Consider the following 17,256-nt stretch of genomic DNA (forward strand, 5'->3'; position numbering starts at 1 on the left):
TTACTCCTCATTACCGATATTGTGTGCCATTTGAATAGCACGTTTGATATCTCGTTTTTGAGTCGACTTGTCACCCCCAATCAACAGCAAGTAAATCACCTCATCTCTGCGAGTGAAGTACAACCTGTAGCCTGGGCCGTAGTGAACGCGCATCTCATAAACCGCGGCACCTACAGATTCACAATCACCAAAATTCCCATACTCGGCTGCCCGGAGTCTGGCGATTATTCGAGCTTTGCCAATGGTGTCCCTCAGCGAGTTGAGCCAGTCAGCAAATACTCGGGATCGCTCAAATTCGATCATGTTGAATCGTATTCCTTGGGATACAGGGTGGCAAGCGTCACTTTCTTTTGGGCGAGGCCATTCATCCCCGTGGATGTCGGGTGCGCTTGATTGGTTCATGAGGAGGCGAACTATAGGAACGCGGTCGTAGAGTAGATAGCCGGCTGCGTCTGAGTTTATTGCCAGCGCAATCGCTGGATTTAGCAACTCTCAGGAACAGTCCTACATCGATAGGACATCCAGCATATCTGCCACCGAGAGGAATTCCCGATCCACGCCTGGCAACTCCGGCCGCTTCAAGACGATCACCGGTACTCCCCGCTCACGGGCGACTTCCAGTTTCGGCTCGGTCGCCGTGCTGCCACTGTTCTTGCTGATCAGCACGTCGATCTGCCTACGTTCGAACAACTCACGTTCATCGTCGATCAGGAATGGCCCGCGGGCGCCGATCACTTCGCAGCGCTCGTTGCCCGGATACGGGTCCAGGGCGCGCAGGGTCCAGAATTGCTGCGCAGGAATTTCATCGAGGTGTTGCAGGGGCTCGCGACCGAGGGTGAACAGCGGTCGACGAAAGGGCTTGAGGGCTTCGATCAGTCCGGCCCAATCGCTGACTTCCCGCCAGTCATCACCCGCCTGGGCTTGCCAGGCCGGACGCCGCAGAGCCCAGCAGGGAATGCCGCTCGAGCGCGTGGCGGTCGCGGCGTTCTGGCTGATTTGGGCGGCGTAGGGGTGAGTCGCGTCGAGCAGCAGATCGATACCTTCATCGCGGATGAATTGCGCCAACCCCTCGGCGCCGCCGTAGCCGCCGACGCGAACCTGGCATTGCAGATCCGTCGGTATCCGACCGATACCGGCCAGGCTGTAGATATGTTGCGGTCCCAGCGTGCGGGCAATGGTCAGGGCTTCGGTCACGCCACCGAGCAACAGGATGCGCTTCATTCAAAGGCTCCCGCATGGCCAACTATCCCGCCCTGGCGATCGATGGCAAAGACTTCCACCTGAACCTGCGCCGGTACCACAGTGCGGGCAAAATCCAGGGCGTGCTGACAGACTGCATCACCCAGGGCGACCCCGGCGGCGGCGGCCATGGCCAGTGCCTGCTGGCTGGTGTTGGCCTCGCGGATGCTCTGCTGCAAGGCCGCATCGGCGCCGACCTGCGCCGCCCATGACGCCAGTTGCGGCAGGTCAATGCTCGAATGGCGACTGTGCAGATCCATATGCCCGGCCGCCAGTTTGCTGATCTTGCCGAAACCACCGCACAGGCTGAGTTTATCCACAGGCACTTTGCGCAGGTGCTTGAGCACGGCGCCGACGAAGTCGCCCATTTCGATCAAGGCGATTTCCGGCAGGTTGTAGACCCTACGCATGGTGTCTTCGCTGGCGTTGCCGGTGCAGGCGGCGATGTGCAGGTAACCGTTGGTTTTCGCTACGTCGATGCCCTGGTGGATCGAGGCGATGTAGGCCGCGCAGGAAAACGGCCGGACGATGCCGCTGGTACCGAGTATCGACAGGCCACCAAGAATGCCCAGGCGCGGGTTCATGGTTTTCAGTGCCAGGGCCTCGCCGTTCTCGACATTGACCGTGACGTCGAAACCACCGCTGTAGCCGAGTTCGTCGGCCAGTCGGGCCAAGTGCTCGCTGATCATTTTGCGTGGCACCGGATTGATCGCGGGCTCGCCGACTCCCAGCACCAGTCCGGGCCGGGTCACGGTGCCGACGCCGTGTCCTGCCTTGAAACGAGTCCCCGGTTCGGCGCTCAGGCGCACCTGGGAGTAGAGCAGGGCACCGTGGGTCACGTCCGGATCGTCCCCGGCATCCTTGATAGTTCCTGCTTCGGCGCCGTCCTCGATCAGCCGGCAGAACTCCAGGCGCATCTGCACCTGCTTGCCCTTGGGCAACACGATTTCCACCGCATCGGTCGATGTGCCATCCAGCAGCAGGCGCGCGGCGGCGAGGCTGGTAGCCGTGGCGCAACTGCCGGTGGTCAGGCCGCTGCGCAAGGGGGCGAGTTGTTCGGCGGTTTCATCACGCATCGAAGGGCTTCGTCACGTCCAGCAGGGTAATCGGCAAGGCCTGGCGCCAGGTGTCGAAGTCGCCCAGCGGTTGTGCCTGGGCAATATGAATGCGGGTCAAGTCCCCGCCGTGTTGCTCGCGCCAGGCCATCAGGGTCATTTCACTTTGCAGGGTGACCGCATTGGCGACCAGCCGGCCCCCAGGTTTGAGTTCGGCCCAGCAGGCTTCAAGTACGCCTTCGCGGGTGACGCCGCCGCCGATGAAAATCGCATCCGGTCGCTCCAGCCCGACCAAGGCCTGTGGCGCGCTGCCGCTAATCAGTTGCAGGCCGGGAACGCCGAGGGCATCGCGGTTGTGTTCGATCAACGTTTGGCGACCCGCATCGGCCTCGATGGCCAGTGCGCGGCAACTGGGGTGAGCGCGCATCCATTCGATGCCGATCGAGCCGCTGCCGGCACCGACGTCCCACAACAGCTCGCCGGGAGTCGGAGCCAGACGCGCGAGGGTGATGGCGCGCACATCGCGTTTGGTCAGTTGGCCGTCGTGCCGGAAGGCCGAGTCCGGCAGGCCGGCCAGTCGTGACAACCGCAACGTGTTCGGCTCGGCGACGCACTCGATGGCGATCAGGTTCAGGTCGGCGATAGGCGAATCGTTCCAGTCGCTGGCGATGCCGTCGACGCGTCGTTCGGCGTCGCCTCCCAGATGTTCCAGCACGCTGAGACGGCTAGGGCCGAAGCCACGTTCGCGTAACAGAGCAGCGATGGCGGCGGGGCTGCTGCCGTCGTTGCTCAATACCAACAAGCGCACGCCGCTGGACAGGTGGACATTGAGGGCGGCGACAGGCCGGGCCACCACTGAAAGTGTCACCACCTCCTGCAGCGGCCAGCCCATTCGCGCAGCGGCCAGTGAGCAGGAGGAGGGCGCGGGCAGCGTCAGCATCTCGGCTGCGGGGAGTTGCCGGGCAAGGCTGGCGCCGACACCGAAGAACATCGGATCGCCACTGGCCAGGACACAAACGGGCTCGCCACGGTGCGATAGCAGTGACTCAATGGAGAAGGGGCTTGGCCACGGCTGGCGCTCGCCGCGTATGCACGGCGGGAGCAAATCCAGGTGCCGCTGGCCGCCGAAGATTTTCGAGGCGCGCAACAGCGCATGCCGGGCGTTCCTGCCCAGGCCCTTGAAACCGTCTTCACCGATGCCTACTACCGTCAGCCAGGGTGTCATGCTGTTCCTCAATCCCGTGTTCAACGTTGTTGGGCGGCATGATAGCGCGGGTTCCTTGAGCTGACTGCCTTCTCTTCCCTGATGAAGATGGTCGGACATCAAATGTTGATGATGTTTTTTTGGCCGGTATTTTTTGTTGATAGGGTGGGGTTCGCCTGGGGCGCGAAAATCCTCAGGTTTAATCAACCCATGCCAGGAAGGCAGGAAATCAAACATGGATACATTCTTTGATGACATACAGCGTAGCGCCGGTTCTCCTCAGGGGCTGGATGCCGCTGTGCTCGACAACACTCTGCTGGCTTATTTTCCCGGACTGTCCAGAGAGGACAAGCAGTACATCAAGAACAGCATGCGCTGGGCGGAAAGTCGCGCTGATCTTCGACATGACCGCGAGCAGAGTCCGGCTCAATGGTTCGAGTTTTATTCGGGGGTGCTCTGGTCGACCGGCTGGAGCCTGGAGCATCAGCCGGTGGTCGTCGTCGACAACCATTACACAGGCAGCCTGGTGGAGACCTGGTCCAAGGCCTTGTCGAGGCAAGTGAGCCGGGCGAAATTGAGTCTGATCAGGCAAGCGTTCAACCAGCTCGAACATGATCGACCGGCGCTGGAACTGTTGACCTCCAGTGCTCGCCAGTGGAGGGATTTTCGGTTTCTACCGGCCGAGTACAATCGTGCCGGCGAGCTTGAGATTCTGGTGACCAACGTGCGTTTGCTCAGTACCAGCTGGAGCACCCGGCTGTTGTTCTGGGAGGTGGAGCAGCCGCAAACGCAGCTGGATATCCGGGTGCGGCGCTTCGCAATCAAGCCGCGGGAGATGAGCAAGTACCGTGAAAGCCTGAACAATGCGGTGAAAGAAATGCGCTTGCGCGAGATCGCACTGACGACATAACGACAATCGGGGCCGTGCTTGCCCCTGGCTCCGGTGAATTTGAACAGGCATTCCGACCGGAGTCTTCTCATGAGGCGAAGCAATGCAGGCATAATACCGCGCACTTTTGCCGTGAATCGCCTCGCCACCTGAACGGGTCCGCCTTGAACGAACGTCCGCTGTCCACCGCCTTACGCCCCTCGGCCTGCCCGGGGTTGCTGCGTATTGTCCCGGCGCTGGATGGCGGCATCTGCCGGATCAAGTTGAACGGTGGTTCGATCAGCAGCGCTCAAGCCGAGGCCGTGGCGGCTGCGGCCGAGCGTTACGCCAGCGGCGCGATCGAGGCCACCAACCGGGCCAACCTGCAGATCCGCGGGATTGGCAACCAGCAAGCGGTGTTGATCGACAGCTTGCTGGCCGCCGATCTGGGGCCGCGCACGGCAGCTGGCGACGATGTGCGCAACCTGATGCTCAGCCCCGGCGCAGGGATCGACCGGCGCATGCTGTTCGACACTCGCCCATTGGCCGGGCAGATCCTCGCCACATTACAAAGCCACGAAGCTTTCCACGACCTCAGCGCCAAGTTCGCCGTGCAACTCGATGGTGGCGAAGACCTGGCAATGCTCGAACATCCCCATGACCTGTGGCTCTCGGCGTTTGAACAAGACGGCGAGCACCGGCTGGCGTTCGGTCTGGCGGGATGCCCGACGGACAGGCCCGCCGGTTCGGTTGTACTGGCTGACGGTCACGCGCTGGTGGTCGCGGTCCTTGAGTTGTTCCTTGAACTGGCGCGCCCAGAGCAGACGCGAATGCGTCATTTGCTGGCCGAGTATTCGGTCGAGACCTTGCTGCTTCGGCTGGCTGAACAATTGCCACTGCAAGCGGTTATCGGGTGGCAGCGGGTTTCGGGCTCCAGTGAACTGCACATCGGCGCCCATTCCCAGGCCGAGTCGGGTGTTGTCTATGTGGGGGCTGTCCCGCCACTGGGGCGGCTCGATCCGGCGATGCTGCGGGGCGTGGCACAACTGGCACGGGAACTCGGTGATTCCAGTCTGCGCTTCACACCCTGGCAAAGCCTGCTGCTGCCCAATATCCGCGCGGAAAACGCCGCCGAGGTCATTAGGCAGTTGCAGTGTCTGGGCTTGCAGTGCGAAGCCGATCAGCCCTTGTCCCGGTTGATCGCTTGCACCGGTGCAAACGGCTGCGGCAAAGGCCTGGCCGAGACCAAGGGCGATGCCCTGCAACTGGCCAGTTTGCTGCAGCGTCACGGGCAAACACCGAGCGTGCATTTGAGTGGGTGCGCGCGTTCCTGTGCCGCCGCGCATACGGCGCCCGTCACCTTGCTGGCCGTCGCCTCCGGTCATTACGATCTCTATTTTCGCGATGCAGCGCAGCCGGGTTTCGGCGCACTGCACGCACGCAACCTTACTATTGAAGCGGTCGCGGCCCTGCTCGACGCCCGCTCACGGAGCCCCCTTGATGCTTGATTACATCCGCGACGGTCAGGAGATCTATCGCAACTCCTTCGCGATCATTCGCGCCGAGGCCAATCTCGACCGAATTCCGGCCGATCTGGAGAAACTCGCGGTCCGTGTGATTCACGCCTGCGGCATGGTCGAGGCCATCGACGGTTTGCAGTTTTCCGAAGGGGCGGGCAAGGCCGGGCGTGATGCACTGGCGGCTGGCGCGCCGATTTTGTGCGATGCACGGATGGTCTCCGAAGGTGTGACCCGAGCGCGGTTGCCGGCGAACAATCCGGTGATCTGCACCTTGCGCGATGAGAGCGTTCCTGAGCTGGCCCGTGAATTGGGAAACACCCGCTCAGCCGCTGCGCTGGAACTGTGGCGTCCGCACCTGGAAGGCAGCGTGGTGGTCATCGGCAACGCCCCGACGGCACTGTTTTACTTGCTGGAAATGCTCGACGCCGGTGCGCCGAAACCGGCGCTGATCCTCGGTTTTCCAGTGGGCTTCGTCGGCGCCGCCGAATCCAAGGCAGCGCTGGCGGCCGACAGCCGTGGCGTGCCTTTTGTCATCATGCAGGGTCGCCTGGGCGGTAGCGCCATGGCCGCCGCCGCCGTCAATGCGCTCGCCACGGAGATCGAATGATGCAGCAACCTGGACGTTTGATCGGCCTTGGTGTCGGTCCCGGTGATCCGGAGCTGATTACCGTCAAGGCCTTGCGCCTGCTGCGCGAATCGCCGGTAGTGGCGTACTTCGTCGCCAAGGGTAAAAAGGGCAATGCGTTCGGCATCATCGAGGCGCATCTGCAAGAGGCGCAGAATCTGTTGCCACTGGTTTACCCGGTGACCACAGAAGCCCTGCCTGCGCCGCTGTCCTACGAACAAGTGATCAGCGACTTTTACGATGACGCCGCCGAAGAGCTGGCGGCGCATCTCAATGCCGGTCGTGACGTGGCGGTGATCTGCGAAGGCGATCCCTTCTTCTATGGCTCCTACATGTACTTGCACGACCGGCTCGCCGAGCGCTATCAGGCTGAAGTCGTACCGGGCGTGTGCTCTATGCTTGGCGGCGCATCGGTGCTCGGTGCTCCACTGGTATATCGCAATCAGAGCCTGTCGGTGTTGTCCGGTGTGTTGCCGCACGACGAACTCAAGCGCCGCCTGGCCGATGCCGATGCGGCGGTGATCATGAAACTGGGGCGCAACTTTCCCAAGGTCCGCCAGGTGCTGGAAGAACTCGGCCTGGCCGAGCGTGCGTTGTACGTCGAACGCGCGACCATGGCCAACCAGAAGATCGTGCCGCTGGATCAGGTCGAGCCGATGTCCTCGCCGTACTTCTCGTTGATCATCGTTCCAGGTGAAAGGTGGCAAGGCTGATGACCCGTCCAGTTCCGGCGATTGTCATTCTAGGCAATGGCAGCCTCACTACCGCACGCAGCATTCAGCAGGTGTACCCCGAAGCCCTGATCCACGGCCTGGCCGAACGGGTCGACGGCGCCGATCGGGCCTATCACGAATTTGGCGTGACCCTGCGCGAGCTCTACCAACAGGGCACGCCGATCATTGCCCTGTGCGCGGCCGGGATCGTAATCCGCACGCTGGCGCCCTTGTTGCTGGAAAAGGGCGCCGAGCCACCGGTGTTGGCGGTGGCCGAAGACGGCAGCGCCGTGGTTCCTTTGCTGGGTGGTCTCGGTGGGGTGAATGTGATGGCGCGGGAGATTGCCGCCGGGCTTGAAGTCGCTGCAGCGATCACCACCAGCGGCGAGTTGCGTTTCGGCACGTGCCTGCTCAACCCGCCTAGCGGTTATTCCCTTGGCGATCTGGAATTGGGCAAGCGTTTCGTTTCCGATTTGCTGGCCGGTGAAACGGTGCGCATCGAAGGCGAGGCCCCGTGGCTGGCGCAGGCGCAGTTGCCCGAGGATGCACAGGCGCGATTGGCTGTGCATGTGAGTCATGCCGAGCGCCAACCTGCTGCCAATGAATTGCTGATCTATCCGCGTAACGTGGTGGTGGCCGTCAGTGCCGGAGTGACCAACATCACGACGACGGTTCGCGATGTGCTGCATCAAGAAAAAATTGCCATTCAATCGCTGGCCTGCCTGTTGGCCGCCGACACCGAAATGGCCAATACGGCGTTGCGTGAATCAGCGCTGGAACTCGGCGTGCCATTGCGCTTTACCAGCGCCGAGGGTGTGGTTGGCGAACGTCTGCGCACGACCATTGGCCAAGCCGTTTCCATTCTGGGTAATGACATCGTTGCCATTGCCCTGGCCGAACAGCCGCTGGACCCGAAGCAGATCGGTCGTCCCCGCGGACGTCTGGCGGTGATTGGTCTGGGACCGGGCGCGGCCGAATTGATGGTGCCGGCGGTGAAGGCGGAACTGGCCCGAGCGACCGACGTGCTGGGTTATGAAACTTACGTGCGCATGGCCGGGCCGTTTCGCGCCGATCAAGTGCTGCATTGCACTGACAACCGCGAAGAGATGCAACGCGCCCGTCACGCTTTCGAGCTGGCAGCCCAAGGGCGATCGGTGGTTGTGGTTTCGTCGGGTGACCCGGGCGTTTTCGCCATGGCTGCCGCGGTGCTCGAGGCGCTTCATGAGTCCACGGACGTTCATTGGCACAACGTCGATCTCGAGATCCTGCCAGGTGTATCCGCCTCGCTGGCAACGGCTGCGCAGGCCGGCGCACCGTTGGGTCATGACTTTTGTGTGCTGTCACTGTCGGACAACCTCAAGCCCTGGTCGATCATCGAGAAACGGCTGGACCTGGCTGCCCAGGCAGATCTGGCCCTGGCGTTCTACAACCCGATTTCGCGTTCACGCCCTTGGCAATTGGGGCAAGCCCTGGACATCGTCGCCCGGCACCGCGTGCCTGAGACACCTGTGGTGCTGGGCCGGGATATCGGGCGGCCGGGGCAGACGCTTCGAGCTACCACTCTTGGTCAGTTAACCCCGGATCAGGTTGATATGCGTACCATGGTGTTGATCGGCTCATCCTTGACCTGCGTTTTTCCACGCACTGGAGGCGGGGACTGGGTCTATACGCCACGCTGGTATGGCGCGAAGCCTTCGTCATGAAATCGATACTCTGTAATTGGTTTTGTTTAAACTATTCGAATGGATTGGTTGATTGCTTCTGAAATTAATTGAATTCTTTGCTGGTTGATTGGTTCTGGTTGTGGCGCTAGTTTGATGTGGCGCCACGACGGCGTTTAATTAACTTGAAAGGAATCAATAAAGTGACCGAAGTTGCCAATCAAAAGCTTGATGCTGTTGAGCGCATTGCGTTAATTGAAGAAAATAATAAGTTTATCGCTCAGTTACCGAAGGCTCGATCATTTGCAGGGTTTTCCGCTGCACAATTGCCCATCGACAAAGATGAGTTGAACGCTGCCATCATGGGAGTCGGTATTGCCGGTTTCGATGCGAGCATGTCAAAGCGAAGCAAGCGCATTGTAAAAAATACGTATATGTACGCTGACTTGGTGGCCTTGCTTAAATACCCGGCTGCGAGTCAGAAAGAACAACGTTACAACGAGTTCATGAGGTTGATGAAACTGGCGGGCTGGTTTGCTTTTAGTGAGCCTTATAACCGTTACCAGGCGTCTTCCCAAAAGCTGACGATGGATAATGTTGCGCTGGATATTCTTCACACTGCGGTAGCTGCTGCCGTCAGCAAGGGCGCGGCGGCACTCACCGTACTATCCAAAGTGGCCGATAAGACCATGGATGCGTTGAAGAACGAGCCTGAGGCATTGAGGCTTTTCGAAAACAATTCCAGGAAGGCCGAAGGCGGGAACTTCTGCATGTCGACTGCACTGGAAGGCGCTGAAGGCGATATCACCATGACCATTGCCGCTGTCCAATACTTCGCCAAAGCACGGCCGACAAAAGTGCTGTTCGTGGAGTGGAGCACATCCAGTGTCGAGATCTACAACGGCGCGGCCACCATGCACATGGATGAAGAAGACTATTTGATGGTCGAGCCGCTGATCTTGAAGGCATTGGCCGAACAACGTCAAAAAGCACTCACCTATGAATTCGGCGCAGCCTGAGTCTCATGAGAGTCAGAGGCACAAGCCTCTGATTTTTTTGACGGGAAAAGATCAATGGACACGGGTTTTAATGACTCAACTTACATGTGTGCAGGCAGTTTGATTCTGGTGTCGGGAGCGTTGTCCGGGCCAGACCGGCAGGATGGCCTGGACGCACTGCTATACGCGCACACGGTGGCTTCCCACAAGTCACCCGACTTCAGGGCGATTGACGACTGGGTGTACGCAAACAAGATGGCCGTCAGGACGCTGGGCGGAACCCTTTTCAGCGATACCCATGCAAGCTTTCCAGTACCGCTATCCGACAGTTTTACTATGAGTGAGTTGTTGCAGGCGGTCGTGGGACAAAGTGTGCCTTCTGCCGCGTTAAGGTCGCTGGGCGCCAGCCTGGAGCGACTGTCACGACAGCATCCGGCTTCAGCGCCAAATGAGTTGCTGGGCAGGCACGCCCTGCAGCAAGAAAGGTGGATACGGCTGCAAGTGGGGGTGATGTCTGAGGGCGTCGGTATGAGCGTCTTCACGCTGGCCTTCGAATATGGCGAACCCGTTTCGGGGTGTCTTGCAACGCAGCGCTTCAACCCTGAAAAAATAAACGCAGAACTGAATGTCAGCGGGTATGAAGCACTTATGGAGCGGGAGGATTACGACCTGTCCCGCGCGACTGTCATTTCCTTGCTGGGAAGTCGGCGCCAGGAGCAGGTCATTGAGTTGATCTGAGGCAGGAGTGGCCACTAGGGCACCAGATACCCCTTCACACCCGTGAAGATGATCTGCGCCGCCAGAGCGCACACGAACAACCCCATCAAGCGGCTGACAATCTGCAATCCCTGGTCACCGAGTATGCGTTCGATGCGACTCGACAGATAAAGCACCACCCCCACGGTGAAGCTGGCCAGGGCAATACTGACAATGGCGGTGAGCTTGTCGTCCCAGTGCGGCTGGCTCACGCCCATCACCAGCAAGGCACCGATGGTACCGGGGCCGACGGTCAGTGGAATGGTCAGCGGGACGATGGTCACATCCTGCTGCACGTTGTCGGTCTGTACCGCGGATTTGCCTTGTGCCATCCCGAGCGCCGAGATGAACAGGACACTGCCTGCGCCGATGCGGAATGCATCCACGGTAATGCCGAAAACACTGAAAATCACTCGCCCGAACAAGTACAGCAACACGCTGGAGACCAGTGTGGCGACCGCCACTTTCCAGGCCAGCCGACGCTGCTCCTTGCGCGAATAACCACGGGTCAGGCTGATGAAGCAGGACAACACGAAGAATGGGCTGTAGAGCACCAGCATCTTCAAGTAAACGCTGAACAACACATGGAGCATGGTGCCGGGCTCACTGGCGAGGGAAGTCGAGGAGGGAGTCTATCAGGGGTTGTGCAGTCTGTCGGCTCAGGACGTTTGGATCGTTGCGCGATTCTGCTGGTCACGCTGGGCGACCCAGTGCTCGATCAGTTCGCGCAGCTGTGACAGTTCAACCGGTTTGGCCATGTGGCCGTCCATGCCGGCCTGGCGCGCACGCTCTTTGTGTTCGGCCAGGATATGGGCGGTCAATGCCACCACGGGGGTACGGGCCCGCTGATTGCCGACTTCCCAGGCACGCAATTGCTGGGTGGCGGAGAAGCCGTCGAGGATCGGCATTTCACAGTCCATCAGAACCAGGTCGTAACGCTGGTCCTTCATCGCTTGCAAGGCTTCTTCGCCGTTGCAGGCGGTATCCGGTTGCAGATTGAGCTTGCTCAGCATGCCGCGGATCACTTTGGTCGAGATGCTGTTGTCTTCGGCCACCAGAATGCGGAAGTCGCTGGGGACCTTGATAGGCAGGGCCGGGCCGCTTGGCAGTGTTTGCGTGACGACCTGACCTTTGTTGCGTTGGGTCAGTTCGTCGGCCAGGGTGGTCTTGAGGGTGTAACCGGCCACCGGTTTGGCGAGGATGCGTTTGATCCCGGAGTTGCGCGCGATGATCTTGCTCGGCGCATTGCTGATGCCGGTGAGCATGATCAGCAGGATGTCATGGTTCAGGCTCGGGTCTTCCTTGATCTTGGCTGCCAGTTGCATGCCGGTCATGCCGGGCATGTTCTGGTCCAGCAGGACCACATCGAAGTAATCGCGCAAATGAGCCTTGGTGCGCAGCAGCGCCAGTGCTTCCTTGCCGGAAGGTGCGGCGCTGACGTTCAGGCCCCAGGCGCTGCATTGCTGCACCAGCACCTTGCGACAGGTGTCGTTGTCGTCCACCACCAATACCCGTGCACCCTGCAGCGGGCCGTCGAGGTCTGAGGTCGGGTGTTCGAGGCGATCCGGGTCCAGCGGCAGGGTCAGCCACAGGGTGCTGCCCTGGTTGCTGCCACTCTTGATCCCGAATTCCCCTTGCATCAAGCGAATCAGCTGCCGGGCAATCACCAGGCCCAGGTTGCCACCCAGGTGGGTGGCCGAAAGGAAATGCCGGCTGTGCAGTTCGGCGTGCATCAGGGCATCGCGCTCTTCGGCGTCCATGGGCTCACCGCTGTCCTGCACGGCAATACGCAGGCGCGGTTTGGGGCTGCGCTCGTCGAGCGCCACGACGATCAGGATTTCGCCTTCGTCGGTTTTTTTCAGGGCGTTTTCCAGCAGGCTCAACAGGGTCTGGCGCAGGCGCGTCGGGTCACCGCTGATCACCCGCGGCACTTGCGGCTGGATGAAGCTGATCAACTCGACGTTTTGCTGCTCGGCCTTGGCGCGGAAGATGCTCAGGCAGTCTTCGATCAGTGCGTTGAGGTCGAACTGCACATCGTCCAGCTCGATCTGCCCTGATTCGAGTTTGGATATGTCGAGAATTTCGTTGATCAGTGTCAGCAGTTCGTTGCCGGCGCTGTGGATCGTCTGCACATAGTCGCGTTGCTTGACTGAAAGCGGTGTGCCCAGCAGCAGCTCGGTCATGCCGAGGACGCCGTTCATCGGGGTGCGGATCTCATGGCTGATCTTCGCCAGGAACTCGGCCTTGGCGTTGATCTCCGCATTGCTGGCCGCCAGGTCGCGACTGATGCTGAAACGGTCTTCGGTGATGCGGCGCTGGCGCTCGCTCAGCGCGATGCTCATCAGCAGGCCGCTGATACAGATGAATACCAGCAACGTAGTGATCAAGCCGTGGGGTTCGATCAGAGTCAGCCTCAACAGCGCCGGCAGGATGACCAGTGTCCCGAGGTTGAACACCACCATGGCCGCCACGAAGAGGCGAGCCGGGCGATAACCTTTTTGCCAGTGATAGGCGCTGGTGAACAGCATGCTCAGGCCTGCCAGGGCTACCAGGCCGTAGGTAATGAAGTTCAGTGGCAAGGTATTGACGAACAGCAGCATCAGGCCGCAGGCGGTGATGAGCAGGACCTCGCCTAGCAGCAACCGATTCAGTGGGTGCGGCCCCAGCGGGGAGAAAAAGCGATGGGCAAGCATCAGGCCGCAGGGTGCAGTCAGCAGCAGTGCCAGGTAAGCCCCCGGCGTTTGCAGTGCATGCCAGTCCGGTAGCCAGGGTCCGGCGAGGTTCAGCAACAGCAGCAGGCTGAGCATCAACAGCCCTTCACACGCCGCCAGCCAGAGGGCGCTACGCGAGCGGGTATAGGCGTAGCGAATGAGATTGTGCAGGATCAACATGGCGATGCAACCGAACAGCAGGCCATAGATCAGCGTCTGGTTCTGGTTGGCAGCTGCGGTGATCGCCGACTGCAGGGTGATATAGGGCCGTAACTGGTGGTCAGAGGCCAGTCGCACGTATACATCGAGGGGGTTGTCGCTTTGCGGCAGGGCCAGCATGAAGTCGCTGCTGGGCAATGGCCGCTCGGATTGGGGGTGTTCGTTGCCCGTGCTGGATTGATCGATCAGCTTGTCGCCGTCCAGTACGTACATGTTGAATTGGCGCAGGTCGGGCGCAAACACCCGCAGCAATTGTTCGTGTTTGCCCGGTGCCAGCCTGAATCGCAACCATAACGCGCCATCGGGTTCGGCCGCGGTAATGCGGTCGGGTTCGATAGGGCTGAATTGATTGGTGTAGCGTGCGGAACGGATGTCGCCCAGTTGCAGGTCGCCCTGTTCGTCGAGCAATACCGCCCAGCCACTGCCTTGCGCGGCCTGGGCCGGTAGCATGCAGAGCAAGGTCAGCAAAGTGACGGTTAAGCTTATGGCAATCCTGAGCCAGCGCACGGCGAAATCCCTTCGTTAGGTTGATGCCAGAATATAACGATGCGCGGTGCCGGAACAGCCAGGCAATAAACCGTGTTCATTGCCTGGCGCGGTGTTTACCTTATTCCTGATTTTCGCCACGCTCGCGGGCAATGGCGCGGTAGCCAATGTCCTTGCGATAGAAACAGCCTTCCCAGTCAATCGTTGCCGCCAGCTTGTAGGCCTGCTGCTGTGCAGCATCGACGCTGGCACCCATGGCAGTGGCGCACAACACACGACCACCGGCCGTCACTACCTGACCATCCTTGAGCGCAGTGCCGGCGTGGAAAACCTTGCCTTCCAGTGCGGAGGCTGCATCCAGCCCCTTGATGGCTGCGCCTTTGGCGTAGTCAGCAGGATAGCCGCCAGCGGCCAGGACGATGCCGACGCTCGGGCGTGGATCCCATTGCGCTTCAACTTTATCCAGCGCCTGGGCCAGGGCGGCTTCGACCAGCAACACCAGGCTCGACTGCAGACGCAGCATCACCGGTTGGGTCTCCGGGTCACCGAAACGGCAGTTGAATTCGATGACTTTCGGGTTGCCAGCCTTGTCGATCATCAGACCGGCGTACAGGAAGCCAGTGTAGACGTTGCCTTCCTCGGCCATGCCGCGCACGGTCGGCCAGATCACCAGATCCATGACGCGCTTGTGCACGTCGGCGGTGACCACTGGTGCCGGGGAGTAGGCACCCATGCCGCCGGTGTTTGGACCGGTGTCGCCGTCGCCGACGCGTTTGTGGTCCTGGCTGGTGGCCATCGGCAGCACGTTCTTGCCGTCGACCATGACGATGAAGCTGGCTTCCTCGCCGTCCAGGAATTCTTCGATGACCACGCGCGAACCTGCATCGCCAAAGGCATTGCCCGCCAGCATGTCGCGCACGGCGTCTTCGGCTTCGGCCAGGGTCATGGCGACGATCACGCCTTTACCGGCGGCCAGGCCGTCGGCCTTGATCACGATCGGAGCGCCTTTTTCCCGCAGGTAAGCGAGGGCCGGCTCGATTTCGGTGAAGTTCTGGTAGTCGGCAGTCGGGATCTTGTGGCGAGCCAGGAAATCCTTGGTGAAGGCTTTCGAACCTTCCAGCTGCGCAGCGCCAGCCGTCGGGCCGAAGCAGTCGAGGCCGCGGCTGCGGAACAGATCCACAACACCGGCAACCAGCGGCACTTCAGGGCCGACGATGGTCAGGGAAACGTTTTTCTCGGCGAAGTCTGCCAGTTGCTCAAGCGCCAGTACGTCGATGGCGACGTTCTCGCACTTGGCTTCGATGGCGGTACCGGCGTTGCCCGGAGCCACGAACACCTTCTGCACGCGTGGATCCTGAGCCACTTTCCAGGCCAGGGCATGTTCACGGCCACCGCTGCCAATGATCAAAACATTCATTTCATAAACCTCGGATGACGCAAATCTGGGAACTGTAGGAGCGAGCTTGCTCGCGATGGTGGATAACGATAACGCGGGGCCTCTGGAACAGCGCGGCGTCTAATCGATCTTCGCGAGCAAGCTCGCTCCTACAGGGGAAGCCGTTCTATCAGTGACGGAAGTGGCGCATGCCGGTAAATACCATGGCGATGCCGGCTTCATCGGCAGCAGCAATCACTTCATTGTCACGCATCGAGCCGCCTGGCTGGATCACCGCAGTGATACCGGCCTTGGCCGCGTTGTCGATGCCGTCGCGGAACGGGAAGAATGCGTCGGATGCCATGACTGCACCTTGAACCTGCAAGCCGGCATGTTCTGCCTTGATCGCAGCAATGCGCGCGGAGTTCACGCGGCTCATCTGGCCGGCGCCGACACCGATGGTCTGGCGGTTCTTGGCGTAGACAATGGCATTGGACTTCACGTACTTGGCGACTTTCCAGGCGAAGATCAGGTCGTGGATTTCCTGTTCGGTCGGTGCGCGTTTGGTCACGACCTTGAGGTCATCGGCGCCGATCATGCCGATGTCACGGCTCTGTACCAGCAGGCCACCGTTGACGCGCTTGTAGTCCCAGGCTGCCGCGCGGTCGGCCGACCACTCGCCGCAGGCCAGCAGGCGCACGTTGGCCTTGGCCGCCACGATGGCGCGGGCTTCTTCGCTGACGCTAGGGGCGATGATCACTTCAACGAACTGACGCTCGACGATCGCCTTGGCGGTCTCGGCGTCCAGTTCGCGGTTGAAGGCGATGATGCCGCCGAAGGCGGATTCGGTGTCGGTGGCGTAGGCCAGGTCGTAGGCCTTGCGGATGCCGCCTTCGGCGTCCGGGCTCACGGCCACGCCGCACGGGTTGGCGTGCTTGACGATCACGCAAGCCGGCTTGACGAAGCTCTTCACGCATTCCAGCGCGGCGTCGGTGTCGGCCACGTTGTTGTACGACAGTTCCTTGCCTTGCAGTTGGGTCGCGGTAGCGATGCCGACTTCGGCAGGCTTGGCTTCAACGTAGAACGCCGCGCTCTGGTGCGGGTTCTCGCCGTAGCGCATTTCCTGGGCCTTGATGAACTGGCTGTTGAAGGTGCGCGGGAACTCGCTGCGACCTTCCGTGCTGAGAGTGTCGGCAGCCTGGTTAACAGTGCCCATGTAGTTGGCGATCATGCCGTCGTAGGCGGCAGTGTGCTCGAAGGCCTTGAGCATCAGGTCGAAACGCTGAGCGTAGGTCAGGCCGCCGGCCTTGAGGTTTTCCAGGACGCTGGCGTAATCGCCGGCATTGACCACGATGGCCACGTCCTTGTGGTTCTTGGCCGCGGAGCGGACCATGGTCGGGCCGCCGATGTCGATGTTCTCGATGGCGGTCGGCAGGTCGCAACCTGGCTTGTTGATGGTGGCTTCGAACGGGTACAGGTTGACCGCTACCAGGTCGATCGGCTTGATGCCGTGCTCGTTCATGATGGCGTCGTCGATACCGCGACGACCGAGGATCCCGCCGTGGATTTTCGGGTGCAGGGTCTTCACCCGGCCGTCCATCATCTCTGCAAAACCGGTGTAATCAGCGACTTCCACTGCGGCAACACCGTTGTCCTGCAGCAGCTTGAACGTTCCGCCGGTGGAGAGGATCTCGACGCCCAGGGCTTCAAGCTCCTTGGCGAATTCGAGGATCCCGGTCTTGTCGGAAACGCTGATCAGGGCGCGGCGGATCGGCAGGCGGGTAGTCTGGTCGGTCATCTCAATTTCCATCAAAAGCAAAGGAAGT

Annotated in this window: 15 protein-coding genes; 7 read left to right on the plus strand and 8 right to left on the minus strand. The window is 60.7% G+C overall.

The features are described from left to right. The 4 genes from ACEN8E_RS02470 to cbiE all read right to left on the minus strand — a co-directional run bounded on the left by ACEN8E_RS02470 (position 1) and on the right by cbiE (position 3,519). Positions 1-303: a type II toxin-antitoxin system RelE/ParE family toxin gene (locus ACEN8E_RS02470; RefSeq protein WP_015093287.1), complete on the minus strand. Its 303-nt coding sequence runs from the start codon at positions 301-303 to the stop codon at positions 1-3. Positions 304-504: 201 nt separating this feature from the next. Continuing rightward, entirely contained in the window at positions 505-1,221 is a 717-nt protein-coding gene (locus ACEN8E_RS02475) for a cobalt-precorrin-6A reductase (protein ID WP_495591300.1), read from the minus strand. Beyond that, a complete protein-coding gene (locus tag ACEN8E_RS02480; protein ID WP_495591301.1) occupies positions 1,218-2,315 on the minus strand; it encodes a cobalt-precorrin-5B (C(1))-methyltransferase in 1,098 nt (365 codons plus the stop codon). Before ACEN8E_RS02480 ends, ACEN8E_RS02475 begins: the two co-directional genes overlap by 4 nt. Next, on the minus strand, positions 2,308-3,519 hold the full coding sequence (cbiE, locus tag ACEN8E_RS02485) for a precorrin-6y C5,15-methyltransferase (decarboxylating) subunit CbiE (protein WP_495591302.1): 1,212 nt from the start codon (positions 3,517-3,519) through the stop codon (positions 2,308-2,310). Before cbiE ends, ACEN8E_RS02480 begins: the two co-directional genes overlap by 8 nt. Before the next feature lie 214 nt (positions 3,520-3,733). On the opposite strand from cbiE, the gene ACEN8E_RS02490 reads away from it, so the two are divergent. From ACEN8E_RS02490 to ACEN8E_RS02520, 7 genes are all read left to right on the plus strand, one after another. Further along, positions 3,734-4,408: a hypothetical protein gene (locus ACEN8E_RS02490; RefSeq protein ID WP_495591303.1), complete on the plus strand. Its 675-nt coding sequence runs from the start codon at positions 3,734-3,736 to the stop codon at positions 4,406-4,408. 143 nt (positions 4,409-4,551) lie between these two features. Next, positions 4,552-5,874, plus strand: a complete 1,323-nt coding sequence (gene cobG, locus ACEN8E_RS02495; RefSeq protein WP_495591304.1) for a precorrin-3B synthase — start codon at positions 4,552-4,554, stop codon at positions 5,872-5,874. Further along, positions 5,867-6,493 (plus strand): precorrin-8X methylmutase, encoded by a 627-nt coding sequence (locus tag ACEN8E_RS02500; protein WP_007979603.1) that lies wholly within the window; start codon positions 5,867-5,869, stop codon positions 6,491-6,493. Before cobG ends, ACEN8E_RS02500 begins: the two co-directional genes overlap by 8 nt. Beyond that, entirely contained in the window at positions 6,493-7,224 is a 732-nt protein-coding gene (locus ACEN8E_RS02505; protein WP_495593265.1) for a precorrin-2 C(20)-methyltransferase, read from the plus strand. The genes ACEN8E_RS02500 and ACEN8E_RS02505 overlap by 1 nt, the downstream gene beginning before the upstream one ends. Next, on the plus strand, positions 7,224-8,927 hold the full coding sequence (cobJ, locus tag ACEN8E_RS02510; RefSeq protein ID WP_495591305.1) for a precorrin-3B C(17)-methyltransferase: 1,704 nt from the start codon (positions 7,224-7,226) through the stop codon (positions 8,925-8,927). The genes ACEN8E_RS02505 and cobJ overlap by 1 nt, the downstream gene beginning before the upstream one ends. Before the next feature lie 161 nt (positions 8,928-9,088). After that, positions 9,089-9,904 (plus strand): hypothetical protein, encoded by an 816-nt coding sequence (locus ACEN8E_RS02515; protein WP_495591306.1) that lies wholly within the window; start codon positions 9,089-9,091, stop codon positions 9,902-9,904. Positions 9,905-9,958: 54 nt separating this feature from the next. Further along, on the plus strand, positions 9,959-10,621 hold the full coding sequence (locus ACEN8E_RS02520; protein WP_495591307.1) for a hypothetical protein: 663 nt from the start codon (positions 9,959-9,961) through the stop codon (positions 10,619-10,621). Between the two features lie 14 nt (positions 10,622-10,635). Here the strand turns inward: ACEN8E_RS02520 and ACEN8E_RS02525 are convergent, their stop codons facing one another. The 4 genes from ACEN8E_RS02525 to purH all read right to left on the minus strand — a co-directional run bounded on the left by ACEN8E_RS02525 (position 10,636) and on the right by purH (position 17,228). Next, positions 10,636-11,232 carry a MarC family protein gene (locus tag ACEN8E_RS02525; RefSeq protein WP_111284385.1) on the minus strand — a complete coding sequence of 199 codons (597 nt, stop codon included), beginning with the start codon at positions 11,230-11,232 and terminating at the stop codon, positions 10,636-10,638. A gap of 66 nt (positions 11,233-11,298) precedes the next feature. Beyond that, positions 11,299-14,076 (minus strand): hybrid sensor histidine kinase/response regulator, encoded by a 2,778-nt coding sequence (locus ACEN8E_RS02530; RefSeq protein ID WP_495591308.1) that lies wholly within the window; start codon positions 14,074-14,076, stop codon positions 11,299-11,301. Between the two features lie 100 nt (positions 14,077-14,176). Next, positions 14,177-15,472, minus strand: a complete 1,296-nt coding sequence (purD, locus tag ACEN8E_RS02535) for a phosphoribosylamine--glycine ligase (RefSeq protein WP_495591309.1) — start codon at positions 15,470-15,472, stop codon at positions 14,177-14,179. Between the two features lie 148 nt (positions 15,473-15,620). After that, positions 15,621-17,228, minus strand: a complete 1,608-nt coding sequence (gene purH / locus ACEN8E_RS02540; RefSeq protein WP_495591310.1) for a bifunctional phosphoribosylaminoimidazolecarboxamide formyltransferase/IMP cyclohydrolase — start codon at positions 17,226-17,228, stop codon at positions 15,621-15,623. Positions 17,229-17,256 lie beyond the last annotated feature (28 nt).

It is taken from the genome of Pseudomonas sp. Pseusp9, from assembly GCF_059491265.1.

Bases quoted from the DNA above. Each gene is read 5' to 3' on its own strand.
- ACEN8E_RS02490 (WP_495591303.1), top strand. From the start codon at position 3,734: ATGGATACATTCTTTGATGACATACAGCGTAGCGCCGGTTCTCCTCAG.
- cobJ (WP_495591305.1), top strand. From the start codon at position 7,224: ATGACCCGTCCAGTTCCGGCGATTGTCATTCTAGGCAATGGCAGCCTC.
- purD (WP_495591309.1), bottom strand. From the start codon at position 15,472: ATGAATGTTTTGATCATTGGCAGCGGTGGCCGTGAACATGCCCTGGCC.
- ACEN8E_RS02480 (WP_495591301.1), bottom strand. From the start codon at position 2,315: ATGCGTGATGAAACCGCCGAACAACTCGCCCCCTTGCGCAGCGGCCTG.
- ACEN8E_RS02470 (WP_015093287.1), bottom strand. From the start codon at position 303: ATGATCGAATTTGAGCGATCCCGAGTATTTGCTGACTGGCTCAACTCG.
- ACEN8E_RS02475 (WP_495591300.1), bottom strand. From the start codon at position 1,221: ATGAAGCGCATCCTGTTGCTCGGTGGCGTGACCGAAGCCCTGACCATT.
- purH (WP_495591310.1), bottom strand. From the start codon at position 17,228: ATGACCGACCAGACTACCCGCCTGCCGATCCGCCGCGCCCTGATCAGC.
- ACEN8E_RS02520 (WP_495591307.1), top strand. From the start codon at position 9,959: ATGGACACGGGTTTTAATGACTCAACTTACATGTGTGCAGGCAGTTTG.
- ACEN8E_RS02525 (WP_111284385.1), bottom strand. From the start codon at position 11,232: ATGCTCCATGTGTTGTTCAGCGTTTACTTGAAGATGCTGGTGCTCTAC.
- cbiE (WP_495591302.1), bottom strand. From the start codon at position 3,519: ATGACACCCTGGCTGACGGTAGTAGGCATCGGTGAAGACGGTTTCAAG.
- ACEN8E_RS02500 (WP_007979603.1), top strand. From the start codon at position 5,867: ATGCTTGATTACATCCGCGACGGTCAGGAGATCTATCGCAACTCCTTC.
- ACEN8E_RS02505 (WP_495593265.1), top strand. From the start codon at position 6,493: ATGCAGCAACCTGGACGTTTGATCGGCCTTGGTGTCGGTCCCGGTGAT.